At 75.0% G+C, this 18,229-nt stretch carries 18 protein-coding genes; 9 read left to right on the forward strand and 9 right to left on the reverse strand.

Annotation, left to right across the window (positions count from 1 at the left end):
- Positions 1-294 precede the first annotated feature (294 nt).
- Together MCM47_RS13435 and MCM47_RS41685 are read left to right on the forward strand one after the other, a co-directional pair.
- A complete protein-coding gene (locus MCM47_RS13435; RefSeq protein ID WP_238861788.1) occupies positions 295-987 on the forward strand; it encodes a YoaK family protein in 693 nt (230 codons plus the stop codon).
- 542 nt (positions 988-1,529) lie between these two features.
- A complete protein-coding gene (locus tag MCM47_RS41685; RefSeq protein ID WP_255752137.1) occupies positions 1,530-1,664 on the forward strand; it encodes a hypothetical protein in 135 nt (44 codons plus the stop codon).
- Between the two features lie 187 nt (positions 1,665-1,851).
- Here the strand turns inward: MCM47_RS41685 and MCM47_RS13440 are convergent, their stop codons facing one another.
- From MCM47_RS13440 to MCM47_RS13450, 3 genes are all read right to left on the reverse strand, one after another.
- Positions 1,852-2,574: a GNAT family N-acetyltransferase gene (locus tag MCM47_RS13440; RefSeq protein ID WP_238861789.1), complete on the reverse strand. Its 723-nt coding sequence runs from the start codon at positions 2,572-2,574 to the stop codon at positions 1,852-1,854.
- A gap of 202 nt (positions 2,575-2,776) precedes the next feature.
- Positions 2,777-3,121 (reverse strand): GNAT family N-acetyltransferase, encoded by a 345-nt coding sequence (locus MCM47_RS13445; protein ID WP_238861790.1) that lies wholly within the window; start codon positions 3,119-3,121, stop codon positions 2,777-2,779.
- 42 nt (positions 3,122-3,163) lie between these two features.
- A complete protein-coding gene (locus tag MCM47_RS13450; protein WP_238861791.1) occupies positions 3,164-3,844 on the reverse strand; it encodes a hypothetical protein in 681 nt (226 codons plus the stop codon).
- Positions 3,845-4,360: 516 nt separating this feature from the next.
- On the opposite strand from MCM47_RS13450, the gene MCM47_RS13455 reads away from it, so the two are divergent.
- Genes MCM47_RS13455 through MCM47_RS13465 form a run of 3 tightly spaced genes read left to right on the forward strand, consistent with a single transcriptional unit; the run spans position 4,361 to position 7,802 of the window.
- Positions 4,361-4,885, forward strand: a complete 525-nt coding sequence (locus MCM47_RS13455) for a PadR family transcriptional regulator (protein WP_238861792.1) — start codon at positions 4,361-4,363, stop codon at positions 4,883-4,885.
- The gene (locus MCM47_RS13460; protein WP_238861793.1) at positions 4,882-5,574 is read left to right on the forward strand and encodes an ABC transporter ATP-binding protein; all 693 of its coding nucleotides are present in this window, start codon (positions 4,882-4,884) and stop codon (positions 5,572-5,574) included. The genes MCM47_RS13455 and MCM47_RS13460 overlap by 4 nt, the downstream gene beginning before the upstream one ends.
- Entirely contained in the window at positions 5,571-7,802 is a 2,232-nt protein-coding gene (locus MCM47_RS13465; protein WP_238861794.1) for an ABC transporter permease, read from the forward strand. The genes MCM47_RS13460 and MCM47_RS13465 overlap by 4 nt, the downstream gene beginning before the upstream one ends.
- A gap of 54 nt (positions 7,803-7,856) precedes the next feature.
- Here the strand turns inward: MCM47_RS13465 and MCM47_RS13470 are convergent, their stop codons facing one another.
- Positions 7,857-8,312, reverse strand: coding sequence for an NUDIX hydrolase (locus MCM47_RS13470; protein WP_238861795.1), 456 nt, complete (start codon positions 8,310-8,312; stop codon positions 7,857-7,859).
- A gap of 59 nt (positions 8,313-8,371) precedes the next feature.
- A complete protein-coding gene (locus MCM47_RS13475; protein ID WP_238861796.1) occupies positions 8,372-9,880 on the reverse strand; it encodes an SDR family NAD(P)-dependent oxidoreductase in 1,509 nt (502 codons plus the stop codon).
- A 279-nt stretch (positions 9,881-10,159) separates the two neighbouring features.
- Here MCM47_RS13475 and MCM47_RS13480 point away from each other — a divergent pair, with 279 nt between their 5' ends.
- Positions 10,160-11,599, forward strand: coding sequence for a GuaB1 family IMP dehydrogenase-related protein (locus MCM47_RS13480; protein ID WP_238861797.1), 1,440 nt, complete (start codon positions 10,160-10,162; stop codon positions 11,597-11,599).
- Here MCM47_RS13480 and MCM47_RS13485 read toward each other — a convergent pair.
- From MCM47_RS13485 to MCM47_RS13495, 3 genes are all read right to left on the reverse strand, one after another.
- Positions 11,560-12,522, reverse strand: coding sequence for a DUF5995 family protein (locus tag MCM47_RS13485; protein ID WP_308222319.1), 963 nt, complete (start codon positions 12,520-12,522; stop codon positions 11,560-11,562). The two genes, MCM47_RS13480 and MCM47_RS13485, sit on opposite strands and share 40 nt — an antisense overlap.
- A gap of 100 nt (positions 12,523-12,622) precedes the next feature.
- Entirely contained in the window at positions 12,623-13,018 is a 396-nt protein-coding gene (locus tag MCM47_RS13490) for a DUF3224 domain-containing protein (RefSeq protein WP_238861798.1), read from the reverse strand.
- 139 nt (positions 13,019-13,157) lie between these two features.
- Entirely contained in the window at positions 13,158-14,249 is a 1,092-nt protein-coding gene (locus tag MCM47_RS13495) for a PP2C family protein-serine/threonine phosphatase (protein WP_238861799.1), read from the reverse strand.
- Positions 14,250-14,471: 222 nt separating this feature from the next.
- Here MCM47_RS13495 and MCM47_RS13500 point away from each other — a divergent pair, with 222 nt between their 5' ends.
- The 3 genes from MCM47_RS13500 to MCM47_RS13510 all read left to right on the forward strand — a co-directional run bounded on the left by MCM47_RS13500 (position 14,472) and on the right by MCM47_RS13510 (position 17,671).
- The gene (locus MCM47_RS13500; RefSeq protein ID WP_238861800.1) at positions 14,472-15,431 is read left to right on the forward strand and encodes a pseudouridine synthase; all 960 of its coding nucleotides are present in this window, start codon (positions 14,472-14,474) and stop codon (positions 15,429-15,431) included.
- A gap of 270 nt (positions 15,432-15,701) precedes the next feature.
- Positions 15,702-16,607 carry an SDR family NAD(P)-dependent oxidoreductase gene (locus MCM47_RS13505; RefSeq protein ID WP_238861801.1) on the forward strand — a complete coding sequence of 302 codons (906 nt, stop codon included), beginning with the start codon at positions 15,702-15,704 and terminating at the stop codon, positions 16,605-16,607.
- On the forward strand, positions 16,604-17,671 hold the full coding sequence (locus tag MCM47_RS13510) for an S-adenosylmethionine:tRNA ribosyltransferase-isomerase (protein ID WP_238861802.1): 1,068 nt from the start codon (positions 16,604-16,606) through the stop codon (positions 17,669-17,671). Before MCM47_RS13505 ends, MCM47_RS13510 begins: the two co-directional genes overlap by 4 nt.
- A gap of 112 nt (positions 17,672-17,783) precedes the next feature.
- On the opposite strand, the gene MCM47_RS13515 is transcribed toward MCM47_RS13510, so the two are convergent.
- Positions 17,784-18,200, reverse strand: a complete 417-nt coding sequence (locus tag MCM47_RS13515; RefSeq protein WP_238861803.1) for a nuclear transport factor 2 family protein — start codon at positions 18,198-18,200, stop codon at positions 17,784-17,786.
- Between the last annotated feature and the right edge of the window lie 29 nt (positions 18,201-18,229).

Genomic DNA, 18,229 nt, shown 5'->3' on the forward strand with positions numbered 1-18,229 from the left:
CCCGACGGCACGGTGAACGAGCTGGCCGTCTGGACGACCGGCAGGAGCGGCGCCCAGCCCAAGGTCCCGTGGGCCGGCCCGGCCGACGCGGAGGTCGCCAAGGCGATGGACTCGGCGCTCTGCACCGCCCTCAAGGACTGCTGAGGACCGCCGGGGCGGCCGGCAGCGCCCCCCGACCCCGCCCCGCCCCGGCATGCCCGGAGCGGGGCGGCGTCGCCTCCGCGGTGCCCGGTCGGGCGTAGAACGGACGTGGTGCCGGAACCGCCGGGCACGCACGACCGGAGGAGGAGCGCGATGAGGAGCGACCCACGCCACGGCCCGCTGGTGTCGATGCTGCTGGCCCTGACCGTGGTCACCGGCATGGTGGACGCGGTCAGCTACCTCGCCCTCGGCCACGTCTTCGTCGCCAACATGACCGGGAACGTGGTCTTCCTCGGCTTCGCCCTGGCCGGCGCCCCCGGCCTCTCGGCCACGGCCTCGCTCGCCGCGCTGGCCGCCTTCCTGTCGGGTGCGCTCGCCGGCGGCCGGCTCGGCGAGCTCCTCCCCGGCCACCGCGGGCGGCTGCTCGTCGTCGGGGTCTGCGTCGAGGCGACGCTGCTGACCGGCGCCACCCTGGTCGCGGCTCTGGCCGACCACGGCGCCGACCCGGCCCGGTACGTCCTGATCGGGTCGCTCGGCCTCGCGATGGGGTGGCAGAACGCGGTGGTGCGCCACCTGAAGGTGCCCGACCTGACCACCACCGTGCTGACCATGACCATCACCGCCCTGGCCGCCGAGCGGGCGGGGCGCCGCCGACTCGCCTCCGCGGTCTGGATGCTCGGCGGTGCGGTGCTGGGCGCCGTGCTGGTGCTCCACGCCCACGTCACCGGCGCCCTCGGCGCGGCACTCGTCCTGCTGGTCGCCGTCGCCCTCCGGACCCGCGCCGCCGGCACCGCCCGTCCGGGCACCCCCGCCCCGGCCTGGACCGCCCCGGAGGGCGCGCCCTGAGCCCGGTCGAACCGGCGGCGCGGGGGCCGTCGGGTCTACCGGCTGTACAAGCAGTTGCCGACTCGTTGTGAGTCGCCGAATCATCACGCGTGACGGGTCGTTGATCAGTAGGCTGGCCAACCGACTATCAGGTCATGTTGGACGAGGGCGGGGGCTCGTGTCGGATGCAGTGATGAATGTCGTGATCGGGCTGATCACGAGCGTCGTCAGCGGCGGGTCCGTCTGGGCCTGGAAGCGTGTCAGCACCGCTCGCGTCCTGCACCAGAAGCAGGCACTGCTTGGTCTGCGGTCCGGTATACCGTGCGTCATCATCCTGAACAACCACTGGCAGATGCCCGCCGTCACCGAGCATGGTGACGTCTACGCGATCATCGAACTAGCGATGCTCGCGGAGGAGTCAGGGTGTGCGTTCTCTCTCGTTGCCGCAGACGCACCGGAGCTGAACGGGGATCGCACCGAACTCAGCATCGGTGGCCTGGGATCGAACCGACGCAACGTCGAGTACTTGGCCAGGCACCTGCCCGGTGTGAAGGTCAATCAACGTGGTGACTTCAGCGTCGGTGGTGAACGCTTCCCCCACAAGTTCGGTCGAACGGATGCTGCGCGTCGAAGCGGCGGAAACCTACGGCTACCAGGCTGTCGACGTCGCCACCGACCTGTCAGCCGTTGCGTTCTGACCCAGCCACGCTCCAGCAGCGACCGGGCTTCGGTCACCGATCGCCCGCCGGGGCCGGCATCGACTTCACGGAACTGCGGCCAGAGCCCTGAAACTCCCCACTCAGTCCGACCTTCAACTGAGTGGGGAACGGGGAGTAGCCCTGGCCGTTTTCCGAGATCCTCATCAACCCGGCCCCGACCCGCCTCCTATGCGAGCTCCACGCTCAGCTGAGCGCCCAGCTCGCGGAAACCCAGCGCGAGCGCGACCCGCCGCGAAGCGGGCACCCGGGCCCGCCACTGCGGGAGCAATCCGCCCGCCAACGCGTGCGCCACCGCCCCGGATCCCGTTGCCTGGGCAAGGCCCCGCCCCCGCCATTCAGGGGCGGTCAGCACACTGACGTGGGCGGTCCGGCTCGGCCAGGACCGATACCCGGCAGCAGCGACGACCTCGCCTCCCTCACGGATAACGAAGGCGGGTGAGGTGATCTCGTCCAGCTCGGCTTCGTCTGCGTCGTCTGCACCCGCCACGTTCTCCAGTTTCCGCAGATCAGGATGCTCTCCCGGCAGCTGTTCCACTGTCAGCCCGCGAGCCACCATCGACCGGAACCTGTCGTCGGACACATATGCCAGCGCCGCGGGGGCGAGGACCCGGGCCACGGGCAGCACCCCGCGGACCGAATGAGCGCCGGCGATCGCCGCTACCGGAAGGTTGGCCAGCGCGTCGCGCACCGTCTTGGCCGTGTCCTCGTTGGGGGTGGTCACGATCGCCGAGTTGCCCAGAACCACCATGCCCACCCAACCCGAGGGGCACATCCTCGACTCGGGTGACACCACCACGCTCACACCTCCCGTCGGCGCGAACGATACGGGCACCGAAGCGAGTTCCTCCCACAGCCCACGGGCTCTGGCCACCAAGGGATCTATCGACATGCGACCGATCCTGCCGGCCCGAGTACCCGACGGACCCGCGGAATAAAGCCGACGAGACCGCCACCAAGGACCACGAAGCCACGCAAACCAAGAACGCCCGCCCAGACGCATCCTGTCGGGGGCGCGATCGGGGCGGGCGTTGCTCACCACACGCTACCGACCGAACAACGCTCGCCGCCGACGCCACCACTCCAACGGGCGGTCAGCGGTGAAACCTCACCCGATCGAGGGGGTGGGGCCAACCAACTCGGAACTCTCCAACCCTTCCTCGCGCCCTCACCTGTTCAGCGCAGAAGTGGAGCCGACGGAACCCGGAAGCGTGGGGCCAACGGAACCCGTTAGAAACATGCCATCCGACCTCGACGGCGCCGTCCCCGTCGGGCAGCGGGAGCAGCAGGACGGAGCCGATCACGGTCCCGGTCTCCCGCTGCTCCAGCGCCCACACGCCGTAACGGGGGTCGGCCGAGCGGTCGCGGAACCGCTCGATCAGCTGCGCGGCCTCGGCCCGGGACTCCAGGGCCCTGGGCTCGGCGCCGAGCCAGCGCATCACCCCTCTTTCCGGGCGCCCGACGCCGCGCGCGGGTGCTTCCTAGTCGTCCGGCGGGCCGCCGGGGCTGCTGGCGGTGCGGCCGCTCCACAGCGGTTCGTGGCGGGCCCACGACCGCGTCCAGGCGCGGTCGGCGCGGCGGTCGAGGATGCGCAGCCGCAGTGCGAGCGCGCCGCCCACGCCGGCCCCGAGGGCGGCGAAACCGGCGAGGCCGAAGCAGACCGCCTCGGCGGCGAGGCCGACCGCGGACGGCGGCGTGTGGTGGGGCGTTCCGCCCCGGTCGACCCAGAGGGTGACGGCGGATCCGGCCACGACGGTGCGGCGCACCTCCACGGTGCCGGTGTGCGGCTGTCCGTCGGGCGCGGTCCGGGCGGCCCGGACGGTGATGCGCTCCTGGGAGTCGCCGGACCAGCGGGCACCGGGGGTGGCGGTGGGCCGCTCGGTGGCGAGGACGGTGGCCTCGACCGGCTCCAGGCGGGCCCGGTCGGCCGCGGCCGCACGCAGGGTCGCCCGGTGGGCGAGTAACGCACCGCCGACGGAGACGGCGAGGGCGAGCAGGAACGCCAGCGCCGCCGCGGCCCGGGCCCGGCTGCGGGAGCGGTCCAGCGGACGGGCGAGCGGCTCGCGGAGCCGGTGGCGGCGGGTGCCGAAGGCCCGCCGCAGCTCGCGGGCGGCGCGCCGCGGAGGCGACGCGGGCCGGGGCGGGCGGGGTGTGCTGGACACGGCGTGACTCCTCGGGTCGGCGCGGGCACGGCGGCGGGCGGCGTCCGGCGGCACCAGGGGCGGTCGGCCGGGCTCCGGCCACCAATCTCCCGCTGCCGGGCGCCCGGCACAAGAGCCGTGCGCGCTCGTACCACCGGGACCTCCGGGGCCGGCTCCCCGTGGCGGAAAGGGACGTTGGGCTCTGGCCGACAGGCGGCGGCAGGGCCGTTGGGCCCTCGGCGGCGGAGGGGTCGGCGGGGCAGGCTGGGGGCAGCCGCGTCCTCCACGTGCCGGGACGCGGCAGGCCCGGCCCGCTGTGGGGGCTCGTCGGGTCGCGGTGCGGGAGCGGGCGGCGGCGTGGGGCCGCCCCCGCTCCGGCCGCCGCCCCCGCTCCGGCCGCCGGCACCGGGCGGGCGTCGAGCGCTCTGCGCCCCCGCCGCACCCTTCGCGCCTCCGTCGATCCTTCGCCTTCCCAGGTCAGCGCCGTATCCTCGGCAGCTATACACTCGGAGTATACCTCTGGTGTATGTTCCTCCCATGAGTGTTCCTTTGACCCTCCTCGGGCTGCTGGAGCGGGAGCCGAGCCACGGCTACGACCTCAAGCGCGACTACGACACCTTCTTCGGGCGCGGCAAGCCCCTTCCCTACGGCCAGGTCTACGCCACGCTCGGGCGGCTCGCGCGGGACGGCAAGGTGGTGGCGGGCGAGGCCGAGCCCGGCGACGGGCCGGAGCGCAAGCGGTACGTCATCACCGAGGCCGGTGTGACCGAGTTCGAGCACTGGCTCACCGAGCCCGTCGCGCCCGAACCGAACCTGCAGTCGGTGCTGTTCACCAAGGTCGTGCTGGCCCTGATGCTCGGCCGCGACGCCGAGCTGTACCTCGACACCCAGCGCGCCGCCCACCTGCGGCGGATGCGCGAACTGACGGAACTCCGCCGCAGCGGCGCCCTGGTGGACGCCCTGCTCGCCGACCACGGACTCTTCCACCTGGAGGCCGACCTGCGCTGGATCGACCTGACCGCCGCCCGCCTGGACGCACTCGCCGAGGCGGTGCGGCCGTGACCACGCTGATCGAGGCCCGCGACCTCACCCTCTCCTTCGGCGAGACCCCCGCCCTGCGCGGCGCGAGCCTGGCCGTCGACGCCGGTGAGGTGCTCGCCGTCATGGGGCCCAGCGGCTCCGGCAAGTCCACCCTGCTGCACTGCCTGGCCGGCATCCTCACCCCCGACTCCGGCGAGGTGCACTTCGCCGGACGCCGGCTGGACACCATGACCGAGGGCGAGCGCAGCGCCCTGCGCCGTGACACCTTCGGCTTCGTCTTCCAGTTCGGGCAGCTCGTCCCCGAGTTGACCGCCGAGGAGAACGTCGCCCTGCCGTTACTCCTGCGCGGCACCAAGCGGGCGGCCGCTCTGGCCGAGGCCCGCCCGTGGTTCGCCCGGCTCGGGCTGGACGGCATGGAACGGCGCCGCTCCGGCGAGCTGTCGGGTGGACAGGCCCAACGGGTCGCCCTCGCCCGCGGGCTGGTGGCCCGTCCGCAGGTGCTCTTCGCCGACGAGCCGACCGGCGCGCTGGACTCGCTCACCGGCGAGCAGGTGATGGAGCTGATGGTCGGCGCCGCCCGCGAGCAGGGCACCGCCGTCGTCCTGGTCACCCACGAGCCCCGGGTAGCCGCCTACGCCGACCGCGAGGCGATGGTCCGGGACGGCAGGGCCAGGACGACCAGGCTCGCGCCGGAGCAGGTGGCCCCGTGATCGCCTTCGCGCTCCGCCTCGCCGTCAGCGGCGGACGGGAGGCCGTGGCCCGGCTGGTCATGATCGCCGGCGCCGTGGCGATCGGCGTCGGCCTGCTGCTCTCCACGCTGGCCGGCATCAACGCCGTCGGCGCGTCCAACGAGCGGCAGCTGTGGACCAACACCGGCGCGGTGAGCCGCACCGAGACCGCGGCGGTCGACCCGCTCTGGTGGTGGGACCACGGCGACTACTTCGACGGCAAGGAGATCCTCCGGGTCGACGTCGCCGCCACCGGGCCGAGCGCGCCCGTCCCGCCGGGCCTCGACCGGCTGCCCGCGCCCGGCGAGTACTACACCTCGCCCGCGCTCGCCGAACTGCTGCGCAGGACCCCGGCCGTCGAGCTGGGCGACCGCTTCCCCGGCCGTCCGGCCGGAGTCATCGGCGACGAGGCACTGCCCTCCCCGGACTCGCTGTACGTGATCGTCGGCCGCACGCCGGCGGAGATCGAGCACATGCCCGGCGTGAGTACGGTGACCACGATCGCCACCGCCCTTCCGCCCTCCTGCGAGCACGACTACTGCCCGGGGCTGGGTGTGCGCGGCGACGCCATGACCCTGATCCTCTCCGTGGTGGCCGGCGCACTGATCTTCCCGGTGGTCGTCTTCATCGGCACCGCGACCCGGCTCTCCGCCGCCACCCGTGAGCAGCGCTACGCCGCGATGCGGCTGGTCGGCGCCACCCCGCGGCAGGTCTCGCTGGTCTCGGCGGTGGAGTCCACGGTGGCCGCGGCGGCCGGCACCGCCGTGGGCTTCGGCCTGTTCCTCCTGCTGCGCCCGCTGGTGGCGACCGTCCCCTTCACCGGGGACCGGTTCTTCGTCCAGGACCTGACGCTCACCCCGCTCCAGGCCGCCGCGACCGCGCTGGGCGTCCCGGTGGCGGCGGCGGTCGCCGCCCGGCTGGCCCTCAGGCGGGTCACCGTCTCGCCGCTGGGCGTCACCCGCCGGGTGACCCCGAAGCCGCCGAGCGCCTGGCGGCTGGTGCCGCTGCTGGGCGGCCTCGCCGAGCTCGGCTACTTCGCCGACCGCCGTCCGGAGACCACCGACGGGCAGACCGCGGCCTACCTGACCGGCTTCCTGGTGATCATGCTCGGCCTGGTGGTCGCCGGACCCTGGCTGACGATGGCGGCCGCCCGGGGCGTGGCCCGGCGCACCGGCCGGCCGGCCACCCTGATCGCCGTCCGCCGGCTCGCCGACGACCCGAAGGCGGGCTTCCGCTCGGTCGCCGGCCTCGTCCTCGCCCTCTTCGTCACCACGGCGACGGTCTGCATCATCGGCACCATCAACGAGAACCGCGGCACGCTCAGCGGGGACCCGCAGACCCGGGTCGCGGTCGAGCAGAGCGGCCTGGTCGAGGACCCGCCGATGACGGACGCCGTGTCGGCCGGGCTGCTGGCCGACCTCCGGGCGGTCCCCGGCTTCCGCGGCCTCGCACTGGGCCACGACAACCCGAAGGCGGTCGGCGCGCTGCCCGGTGAACACCCCGGGTTCGCGCCGAACCTGGTGCTCTGCACCGACCTCGCCCAGGTCCCGGTGGTGGGCCGCTGCCCGGCCGGCGCGAGCGTCGCCGGTGTCCCGCCGTGGGGATTCCTGAGCCTGCGCTCCAGCTCCGAGATGGAGTGGCCGGCCGCGCCGGTCTCCGCGGAGGAGGTGGCTGCGCTGCCCGTGCGCAACGTCTACGTGACCACCGACGGCTCCACCGCGGCCATGGAGCGGATTCGGACCCTGCTCACCGTGGCCCACCCGGGGTACGGGTCCCGGACGGTCGGCGACTGGGGCTCCGCCCAGCAGAAGGAGCTGGCCGGGTGGCGGCAACTGGCCAACGTGGTGCTGCTGACCACCCTGCCGATCGCCGGCTGCAGCCTGGCGGTGAGCGTGGTCGCGGGCCTGTCCGACCGCAGGCGGCCGTTCGCGATGCTCCGGCTCACCGGGGCGCCGCTGCGCCTGCTGCAGCGGGTGATCGGGCTGGAGAGCGCGCTGCCGCTGCTGGTGGTGGCGGCGATCGCGACCGGGACGGGATTCGCGGCGTCCGCGATGTTCCTCGCGTCCCAGATGCACTACGACCTGGTGTCACCGGGCGCGGTGTACTTCGTCCTGGTGGCAGTGGGGCTGACGGCCGCGCTCGGGATCGTCGCCTCGACGCTGCCGCTGCTGAAGCGGATCACCGGCCCCGAGGCGGCCCGCAACGGCTGACCCCGGCCTCCGGGGCGGCGACCCGGGGCCCGGGCCGTGCCCCGTCGTCCGCGCTCAGCGGGCGACGGGGTACGCGTACGTGCCCGGGCGCAGGGCGGACGGACGGTCCGTCAGCCAGCTGCCCAGCACCAGTGCGGACGGGTAGAACATCGGCTCCGGCAGGGCGTCCAGCGGGAACCGCTCCCAGCCGGCGCAGGCGTGCGGTTCGGTGACCTCGGCGGCGGCCAGGCTCGGCGGCGCGAGGACGGCCGCGGTGAGCCGGGGCCTGCCGAGCTCGTGGTCGAGCAGGACGCCCAGCACCCGCATCTCCCCGGCCGGCAGCACGATGCCGGTCTCCTCGGCCAACTCTCGTGCGGCGGCCTGTTCGAAGGACTCCCCGGGGGTGTCCACCTTGCCGCCGGGCAGGCTCCAGGTCGGTGGCTCGCCGGCCGTGGTCCGGCGGCCGACGAGGACCCGGCCGTCCCCGGTGGGGACGATCACGCCGGCGCCGATCAGCGGTGCGGTGGTCAACTCGGTCTCTCCTCGGGGCCGGCGCCTGCCAGTCGGCGCGGTCTGCCAGTCGGCGCGGTCTACCAGTTGGCGCGCTCGTAGTCCTTCAGGAAGCAGCCGTAGAGGTCCTCGCCCCGTTCGCCGCGGACGATCGGGTCGTAGACCCGGGCCGCGCCGTCGACGAGGTCGAGCGGGGCGTGGAAGCCCTCCTCGTGGAGCCGCATCTTGTCCGGGTGCGGGCGCTCGTCGGTGATCCAGCCGGTGTCGACGGCGGTCATCAGGATGCCGTCCGCCTGGAACATCTCCTCCGCGCTGGTGCGGGTGAGCATGTTCAGCGCGGCCTTGGCCATGTTGGTGTGCGGGTGGCCGGCGCCCTTGTAGCCGCGGGCGAAGACGCCCTCCATCGCGGAGACGTTGACCACGTACTTGCGGCGGGACGCCGAGGCGGCCATCGCCGGGCGCAGCCGGCTGATCAGGATGAACGGCGCGGTGGAGTTGCACAGCTGGACCTCCAGCAGCTCCACCGGGCCGACCTCGCTCACGGTCTGCACCCAGCTGTTGGTGGGCGCGAGGTCGGGGACGAGACCGCCGGCGTCGATGGCCGTGCCGGCCTCGATCCGGGCGGGCGTGGCGGAGCCGGTGACCAGGGCGAGCGAGGTGACGTCCTCGGCGGAGATCCGCTCGACCTCGCCGCCCGCCTGGTGCGGCAGCGCGGGCAGGTCGACGCTGCCGCTGCCGAACCGGCCGATGGTGGTGGACTGCGGCAGCTCGCCGGCCGGCAGCGGCGCGGACTCGGCGGCGACCAGCTCGCGGTAGGACTCCGGCGGGCGGCGCACGGTCTGCGCGGCGTTGTTGATCAGGATGTCCAGCGGGCCGTCCGCGGCCACCTCGTCGGCGAGCGCCATCACCTGGGCGGGATCGCGCAGGTCGATGCCGACGATCTTGAGGCGGTGGATCCACTCGGCGCTGTCCGGCATGGCCTTGAAGCGGCGGATCGCGTCGTTGGGGAAGCGCGTGGTGATGGTGGTGTGCGCGCCGTCGCGCAGCAGCATCAGCGCGATGTACATGCCGATCTTGGCGCGGCCGCCGGTGAGCAGCGCCCGCTTCCCGGTGAGGTCGGCGCGGGCGTCCCGGCGGGACCGGTTCTTGGCCGCGCAGGCCTGGCAGAGGTTGTGGTAGAAGGCGTCCACCTCGACGTACCGGGTCTTGCAGGTGTAGCAGGAGCGGGGGCGCTCCAGGATTCCGGCGATCTCCGTGGTGGTGACGGTGGTCAGGCCGAAGGCGCCGGCCGTCTCGTCGTCGATCCGGGTCGGCGCGCCGGTGGCGGTGCGGGCGGTGACGGCACGGTCGTTGGCGGTCTTGCGGGCCCGGGTCTCCTGGCGGCGGCGCTGCTTGAGCGTGCGGAATATGCCGCCGACGGCCTGGCGGACGGTGATCGCGTCCGGGTGGTCGACGTGCAGGGTGTCCAGCTCGGCGAGCACGTCCAGACAGAGCCGCAGGCGCTCCGGGTCGAGGCCGGGACCGTAGTCGATCTCCTCCTCGGTGCCCTGGATGTCGCTGTCCCGCCCGATGTCCGTGCCCGCCGTCATGCCCACTGCCGTTCCTGGTTCGCCTCACCGTTTACCGCGTGAATGCTACGGGAGGGGGGCCGAGCGGGGCGAAAACCCGATCATTTGGAGGAACCTCCAGTCCGGGCCGCCGACCGGTGATCACGGTTTGTGCACTGCGCCAGCAAAGGTTCGCGGACTGGCGTTTTCACCTGTGGTTCGGCGAGGATTGGTCCACGGGTCAAGGGAGCCATGTGCGTCCACCCGTTCCCGGCCCAGTCCGCACCTTAGGTGTATCCACTGATCGCCGGAGTTCCCCCCATGCGTTTCCTGAACGATCTTCAGCCCTCGTACGACCTCACGTACGACGACGTCTTCATGGTGCCCAGCCGTTCCGCGGTGGGTTCCCGCCAGGGCGTCGACCTTTCCTCGAACGACGGCACCGGCACCACCATCCCGCTGGTCGTCGCCAACATGACCGCGATCGCCGGCCGCCGGATGGCCGAGACCGTCGCCCGCCGCGGCGGGCTGGTCGCCATCCCGCAGGACATCCCCACCGAGGTCATCGCCGAGGTCATCGGCTGGGTCAAGCAGCGTCACCTGGTGCACGACACCGCGATCACCCTGGCTCCCGGCGCCACCGTCGCCGAGGCGCTGTCGCTGCTGCCCAAGCGCGCGCACGGGGCGCTGGTCGTGGTCGAGGACGGCAGGCCGGTCGGCGTGGTCACCGAGTCCGACTGCCAGGGCGTCGACCGCTTCACCAGCCTCGCCGACGTCATGTCGCGCGACCTGCTGCTGCTCGACGAGGGCATCGACCCGCGCACGGCCTTCGACAAGCTGAGCGAGGCGCACCGCAAGCTCGCCCCGGTCGTCGACGCCGAGGGCCGCCTGGTCGGCATCCTCACCCGCAAGAACGCGCTGCGCGCCACCCTCTACACCCCGGCCGTCGACGCCCGGGGCCGGCTGCGGATCGCCGCCACCGTCGGCATCAACGGCGACGTCGCCGGCAAGGCGAAGGCCCTGATCGAGGCCGGCGCCGACGTGCTGGTGGTCGACACCGCACACGGCCACCAGGAGAGCATGATCAACGCGCTGCAGGCGGTGCGCGGGCTGGACCCGCAGATCCCGGTCGTGGCCGGCAACGTGGTCTCCGCCGCCGGTGTCCGCGACCTGGTCGAGGCGGGGGCCGACATCCTCAAGGTCGGCGTCGGCCCCGGTGCCATGTGCACCACCCGGATGATGACCGGCGTCGGCCGCCCGCAGTTCTCCGCCGTCCTGGAGTGCGCCGCCGAGGCGCGCCGGCTCGGCAAGCACGTCTGGGCCGACGGCGGTGTCCGCCACCCCCGCGACGTCGCGATGGCGCTGGCCGCCGGCGCGTCCAACGTGATGATCGGCTCCTGGTTCGCCGGCACCTACGAGTCGCCGGGCGACCTGCAGACCGCCGCCGACGGCCGCCAGTACAAGGAGTCCTTCGGCATGGCCTCGGCGCGCGCGGTGAGCAACCGCACCGCCCAGGACTCCTCGTACGACCGGGCCCGCAAGGCGCTGTTCGAGGAGGGCATCTCGCACTCGCGGATGTTCATCGACCCGGCCCGCCCCGGCGTCGAGGACCTCATCGACTCGATCGTGGCCGGCGTGCGCAGCTCCTGCACCTACGCGGGCGCCTCCAGCCTGGAGGAGTTCCACGAGAAGGCCGTGGTCGGCGTCCAGAGCGCGGCCGGCTACGCCGAGGGCAAGCCGCTGCACTCCAGCTGGGCCTGATCGCCCCGGCGCTCCCGTCCGGCCGCCGGCCGGTTCCCCGCCCCGGGGAGCCGGCCGGCCGCCGGGTTCCGGGCGGGCTCCCGGCCGGGTTCGCCGTCGTGTTCCTCGTCGTGCTCCCGACCGCGCGCGGTGACGCGCTCCCGGTCGGGTTGCCGGTCGGGTTCCCGGTCGAGCTCCCCGGCGAGTCCGAGCGGGGTGAGCAGGGCGTGGCCGAGCAGGCCGACCGAGCCGTCCAGCGCGTCGGCCAGCGCCGCCGCCGCGCGCGGCGACCCGCGCAGCTCCCAGAGGGCGCGGGCGCTCGCCCAGGCGGCGTCCCGGGCGGTGTCCACCGACCAGGCGCCGACCCGGTGCGTCAACGGCTCGATCCGCTCCAGCACGTCCGGCCCGGGCATCAGCTGCTCCCGGACGTCCGCCTCCACTCCGGCCAGCAGGCCGTTGATCCGCCGGTAGTCCCCGGCGAGGTGCTCCGGCTCGCAGCCGAGCCGGCGGCAGGTGTCCACCACCGCGAGCGGCAGGTCGTGCTGGATGTGCGCGTTCATGCCGGCCAGGGCGAACTGCAGCGGGTGCACCCCCGGGTGCGCCCGCAGCTCGAACAGCGGCCGCCAGCAGGCCGGCGGCCGGCGCCCCGCCGCGGCGGCGTCCACGGCCAGCAGGTAGCGCCCGGCGAACACCGCGTCCAACTCGGCCATCGCCGCGGGATCGGCGAAGTACGGCCGTGCCAGCCGGTCGCGCACCGCCTCGGTGACGGTGAGGTACATCCGGTTGAACACCGCGACGCCGTCACCCGCCGGCAGGCCGGCACCGATCGTGCGCAGGCGGCCGATCACCCCGTCCACCCGGTGCAGGCGCGGCCGCCGGCCGTGCCCGCTCGCCGCCGCTCTCCCTGCTGTCGCCGTTGCTGCCGCCTCCGTCGTACGGGGCATGCGCCACCCTCCGCGATCGATCGTGCACTGATCGCATCATCGTGGCAGTGCGTTGATCGGCCGGGTCGGTGCCGCGCGGACGGCGCGGCGGCCCGTGTCGTCAGCCCAGCTCGTACTCCAGGGTGTAGGTGTGCCGGCCCTCGTCGTCCACGGCCAGCTCGAAGGTGCCGGTGATCCCGGCCAGCTCGCCCGCGCCCGTACCGGACACCACCCGGATCGCCAGCCGCTCGCCGCTGCTGCCGGGCGCCGCGTGCTGCAGGACGAACGACCCCTTCCGCCCGTCCAGCTCGCCGGTGAAGCGCTCCACCGCCACGTAGGCCGCCGGCCCGCCCGAGCCGTCCAGCACGGAGAGCATCCGCACCGTGCTCCGGCCGGTCAGGCCGCCCGTGAACTCCTTGGTGATCCGGACCCGGCCGAGCGTCGCCCCCGGCTCCTCGTCCGTCTCCTCCGGCTCGAACGCCGTCACCTCGAACGCCCCGCTCGACCTCGTACCCATGGCGCACTCCGCTCATGACTCCGGACGGTGCGGCACCCCGCCGACCCGCGCACAGCCTGGCACGAGCCACTGACACCGGGGGCCCGGCCGGCGCGCGCACCGCCCCGGACACGGCGCCGAGGGGCCCGCCGGCGCCCGGTCAGCGCTCCCAGCGCAGGGCCAGCAGGGCGGCGTCGTCCGCCAGGCCGGCGTCCCCCACCCAGGCGCGGACCTCCGCCAGCAGGGCGTCCAGCACGTCCTCCGGGTTGCCTGCGGTGATCTCCGCCAGCCGCTCCGCCACCGGGAAGAACCGGCCCGCCGCGTTCCGGGCCTCCGAGACGCCGTCGGTGTAGAGCAGCAGCAGGTCGCCCGGTCCGGGGTCGAAGGAGCCCACCCGGTAGTGGCCGCCGAGCAGGTCGAGCAGGCCCAGCGGCGGGGCGTGCTCCGGCGGCACCAGCTCGGTCACCCGGCCGGCCCGGCGCAGCAGCGGGTGCGGGTGCCCGCAGTTGACGAAGCCGGGCCGCGCGCCGGACCCGTCCACCTCCAGCAGCACCGCCGTCACGAACCGGTCGTTCTGCGGGCGGCCCGCCAGCGCCGCGTCCAGCCGTTCGGCCAGCCGGCCGAGGTCCGGCTCGGTCCGGGCCGCCTCGCGGAACACCCCCAGGACGTCCGCCGCCGTCTCCACCGCGGGCAGCCCGTGCCCCTGCACGTCCCCCAGCAGCACCCGGACGCCCTGCGGGCCGGCGGCCGCCTCGTACAGGTCACCGCCGATCCGGGCCTCGGCGGCCGCGGCGACGTACCGCACGGCCACCCGCAGCGGGCCGAGGTGCTCCGGCGGCGGCCGCAGCAGCGCCCGCTGCGCCGCCTCGGCCACCGTCCGGACCTCGAACAGCTCACGCTCCCGGGACGCCACCAGGACGACGTTCCCCGCGCTGACCAGCGTGGCGGCCACGACGGTGACCAGCGCCGCCAGGTGCACGGAGGAGGGAAGCCGCCCGTTGACGGCCTCCAGCACGGCGACGAGGACCGTGGCGATCGCGCCGGTCACGAGCGGTCGCCGGGCCCGCCGGGTGGTGGCCCCGGCCAGCATCGGCGCCACCGCGAGCACCGGGGAGAGGGTCGTCCCCGGGCCGGTCACCAGGTCCACCACCACCGCCGCGACCAGGAGCAGCACCGCGCCGGCCAGCAGCCACCTGGTCCCCCGTGGCAGGCGCAGCGGCGGCAGGACGTCCGGCGGGCCGTCGGCGGTCACGCGCACACCTCCCGGGGGTCGGTCGGACAGCGGGCCTCACCGTCCACTCTCCCGCGCTCCCGCACCACCCGGCACGTCGGAGCGCCGGTGGGGAGGGGCGGGGCCGGACGGGGACGGGCGGGGCCGCAGGGGCGCGGCGGCCGCGCGCGGTCCGGACGGGGCGGGCCGGCGTCGGGCACCGCCCGGCATGCTCCGAAGGACACGCCCTAAGCTGGCGGCGAGATGAGACGCAGGAGCAAGGTGCCACCCGCCCCCCTTCCGCAGCGCCTCGGGGTCGACCCCGTGCACCTGCGGCTGCCCGTCGAGGGCGCGTGGCCGACGCTGCGCGCCTACCTGGCGGAGCGCCTTCCCACCGTCGCGCCGGAGCGGATCGACGCGCTGCTGTCCCGGCGCGAGATCGTCGGCGAGGACGGGCCGGTCGGGCCGGACGAGCCCTTCCGGCCCGGCGCGCACCTCTGGCTCCACCGGGACCTGCCCGACGAGGTCCCCGTCCCCTTCGAGCTGGACGTGCTGCACCACGACGACCGCCTGGTCGTGGTCGACAAGCCGCACTTCCTGGCCACCACCCCGCGCGGCCGCCACGTGGTCGAGACGGCGCTGTCCCGGCTGCGGCACAGCCTCGGCCTCCCCGCCCTCAGCCCCGCGCACCGGCTGGACCGGCTGACCGCGGGCCTGGCGATGTTCGTGGTGCGCCCGGAGGACCGGGGCGCCTACCAGACGCTCTTCCGGGACCGCCTGGTCCGCAAGGAGTACCGGGCCGTCGCGCCGTACGACCCGGAGCTGGCACTGCCCCGCACCGTCCGCAGCCACATCGTCAAGGAGCGCGGCGTGATCGCCGCCCAGGAGCTGGACGCGCCGCCGAACAGCGAGAGCCGGATCGAGCTGGCCGAGCACCGCGCCGGCCTCGGCCGCTACCGCCTGCAGCCGTTGAGCGGGCGCACCCACCAGCTGCGGCTGCACATGAGCGGGCTCGGCGTGCCGATCCTCGGCGACCCGGTGTACCCGGTGCTGCTGCCGGACGCGGCTCCGGACGACTTCCGCCGGCCGCTGCAACTGCTCGCCTCCAGCATCGAGTTCACCGATCCGCTGACCGGCCGGCCGCGCCGCTTCGAGAGCCGCCGCACCCTGGCCGCCTGGTCGGACCCGGCGGGCTGGGCCGACGGCGCGGCGCCGCAGCGGTAGCCGGCGGGCGCGCGCCCGGGGAGCCGTTCGCCGGTCCGCCGGCGGACCGGCCGTTCCGGTCGGGCTCCGTGACGGCAGGGCTCCGTGAGGGTCGGGCCCGTGGAGGCCGGTTTCCCGACGCTCGGGCGCCGTGACGGTCGGTCCGGGCCGCTCCGGCCACGGTCGGGCGGTCCGGCCACGGTCGGGCGGTCGGTCTAGGGCGAAGGGACGACCGGGCCCCGGGGCCGGTGGCCGATCCGGACGGACCGGTGCCGGAGCGATCGTGGTGCCATGAACGTTCCGCAGAACACCGACGTCGCCGCCGGACACGGTACCGGAGCCGCGCACACCACCGATGCCGCCCGCCTCGCGTCCGCCGCGTCCGCCGCGTCCGCCGCGCCGGTCGCCGTGGTGACCGGGGCCTCCCGCGGGCTGGGCCTGGCACTGGCCCGGGCGCTCGCCGCCGAGGGCTGGCGGCTGGTCGTCACCGCCCGCCACGCGGCCGAACTCTCCGTCGTCGCGGCCGAACTGGCCGCCCTCACCGAGGTGGTCGCACCGGCCGGCTCGGTGGTGGACGACGACCACCGCGAGCGCCTGGCCGAGGCCGCCGCCGGTCTCGGGGGCGCGGGCCTGCTCGTCAACAACGCCTCCACGCTCACCGGTTACGACCTCGCGGGCGCTCCGCTGCCGCGCCTCGCGGACTTCCCGCTGCCCGGCCTGCTGGAGACCTTCGAGGTCAACGTGCTCGGGCCGATCGCCCTCACCCAGCTCCTGCTGCCCCAACTACGGGAGCGGGGCGGGGCCGTGCTCAACCTCAGCTCGGACGCCGCCGTCGAGGCCTACCCGGGGTGGGGCGGCTACGGCGCCAGCAAGGCCGCACTGGACCACGCCTCCGCGGTGCTCGCGGAGGAGGAGCGGGAGCTGCGCGTCTGGGCGGTCGACCCGGGCGACATGCGGACCAGGATGCACCAGGAGGCCTTCCCGGGCGAGGACATCTCCGACCGGCCGCTCCCCGGGACCGTCGTCCCCGCGCTGCTGGCCCTGGTCCACGACCGCCCGGCTTCAGGCCGCTACCGCGCCGCCGACCTCCTGCCGAGGGCGACGGCGGAGGCGGCGGCAGGGGCGACGGGAGCCGCGGCGGCCCCGGAGACCACCGCCGCCCCGACCGGACCGGCCCCGGTCGGGGGTGGGCGATGACCGCAGCCGCCGATCCCGGGATCGACGTCGCCGTCCCGCCCGAACTCTCCGCCCGCGCCCCCGCCGAGGCCCGCGGCACCGCCCGCGACGGCGTGCGGATGCTGGTCGGCCGCCGCGACGGCAGTGCCCTCGAACACCGGCGCTTCACCGAGCTGCCCGAGGTGCTGCGCCCGGGGGACCTCCTCGTGGTCAACAACTCGGCGACCCTGCCCGCCGCCCTGGCCGGCACCCTGCCCGACGGCGCCCCGGTGGCCCTGCACCTCTCCTCCGCGCAGCCGGACCGGCTCGGCGCGTACCTGGTCGAGCTGCGCCGGGTGGTCCCCGGCGCCGCGCCCGGCCCCTACCCGCCCGACGGGTCGCCGGCCCGCCGCGGCCTGCGGGTGGCGCTGCCGGGCGGGGCCCGCGCCGAGCTGACCGAGCCGTTCACCGCCCGCCTCTGGCACGCCCGGCTCGACCTGCCCGGGCCCCTGGTGGCGTACCTGGAGCGCCACGGCAAGGCCATCCGGTACGGCTACGTGGACCGCGACTGGCCGATCGAGGCGTACCGGACGGTGTTCGCGACCGTCCCCGGCAGCAGCGAGATGCCGAGCGCGGCACGGCCGTTCAGCGCCGAGGTGGTGGCCCGGCTGGCCGGGCGCGGGGTCCTGGTCGCGCCGGTCACGCTGCACACCGGCGTCGCGTCCCCGGAGGCCCACGAGCCGCCGTACGCCGAGCGGTTCGAGGTGCCGGCCGCCACCGCCCGGCTGGTCGGCCACGTCCGGGCCGGCGGCGGCCGGGTGATCGCGGTCGGCACCACCGTCGTCCGGGCGCTGGAGTCGGCGGCCGGGGCCGGCGGAACGGTCCACCGGGCCGACGGCTGGACCGAGTTGGTGATCACTCCGGAGCGCGGCGTGCGGGTGGTGGACGGCCTGCTCACCGGCTGGCACGAGCCCCGCGCCTCGCACCTGCTGATGCTCGCGGCCGTAGCCGGACGGCCGCTGCTGGAGCGCTGCTACGCGGCGGCCGTTCAACGCCGCTACCTCTGGCACGAGTTCGGCGACGTCAACCTGCTCCTGCCGGACTGACCGCGGGCCGCGCGGGTCGGGCCTGGGACGGACGGGTCGGGCGTGCCGTGCGTGCCGGGCCCGGGACGGGCGGCGGGGCCGGACGGGTGCCGAGCGCAGCGCCCGCCGCCGCTCAGGCGGCCGGCTCCGCGAACAGCGTCCGCGCCGCGTGCTGCGTGTCCAGGTACTCGCGCACCGCCGTGATCAGCCCGTTCTCGACGGTGAAGATCCCCAGGCACCGGTTGTCGTAGGCGGAGCCGTTGGCGGCCGTGCCGCGGGCCGTCCACTCGGCGACGACCTGCGGTCCGTCGGCGATCAGGCCGGTGAGGGCGACCTTCGGGGCGCCGCCGGGGGCGAACAGGGTGCCCGCCGAGCCGAGGAAGTCCTCGACGATGGCGGCCTTGCCCCGCCAGATCCGTGACAGCGGCAGGTCGCCGGGGTACTCCCAGGTGGCGTGCTCGGCGAAGCAGGCCACCGCGGCGGGGAGGTCGCCGTCGGCGATGGCGGTCACGTAGCGCTCCACGACGGTACGGGGGTCGAGCTGGTCCACGGTGGGCTCCTCGGGTCGGTCGGGCCGTT

Origin of the sequence: Kitasatospora sp. A2-31 (assembly GCF_022288725.1) — a bacterium.
Lineage (GTDB): Bacteria > Actinomycetota > Actinomycetes > Streptomycetales > Streptomycetaceae > Kitasatospora.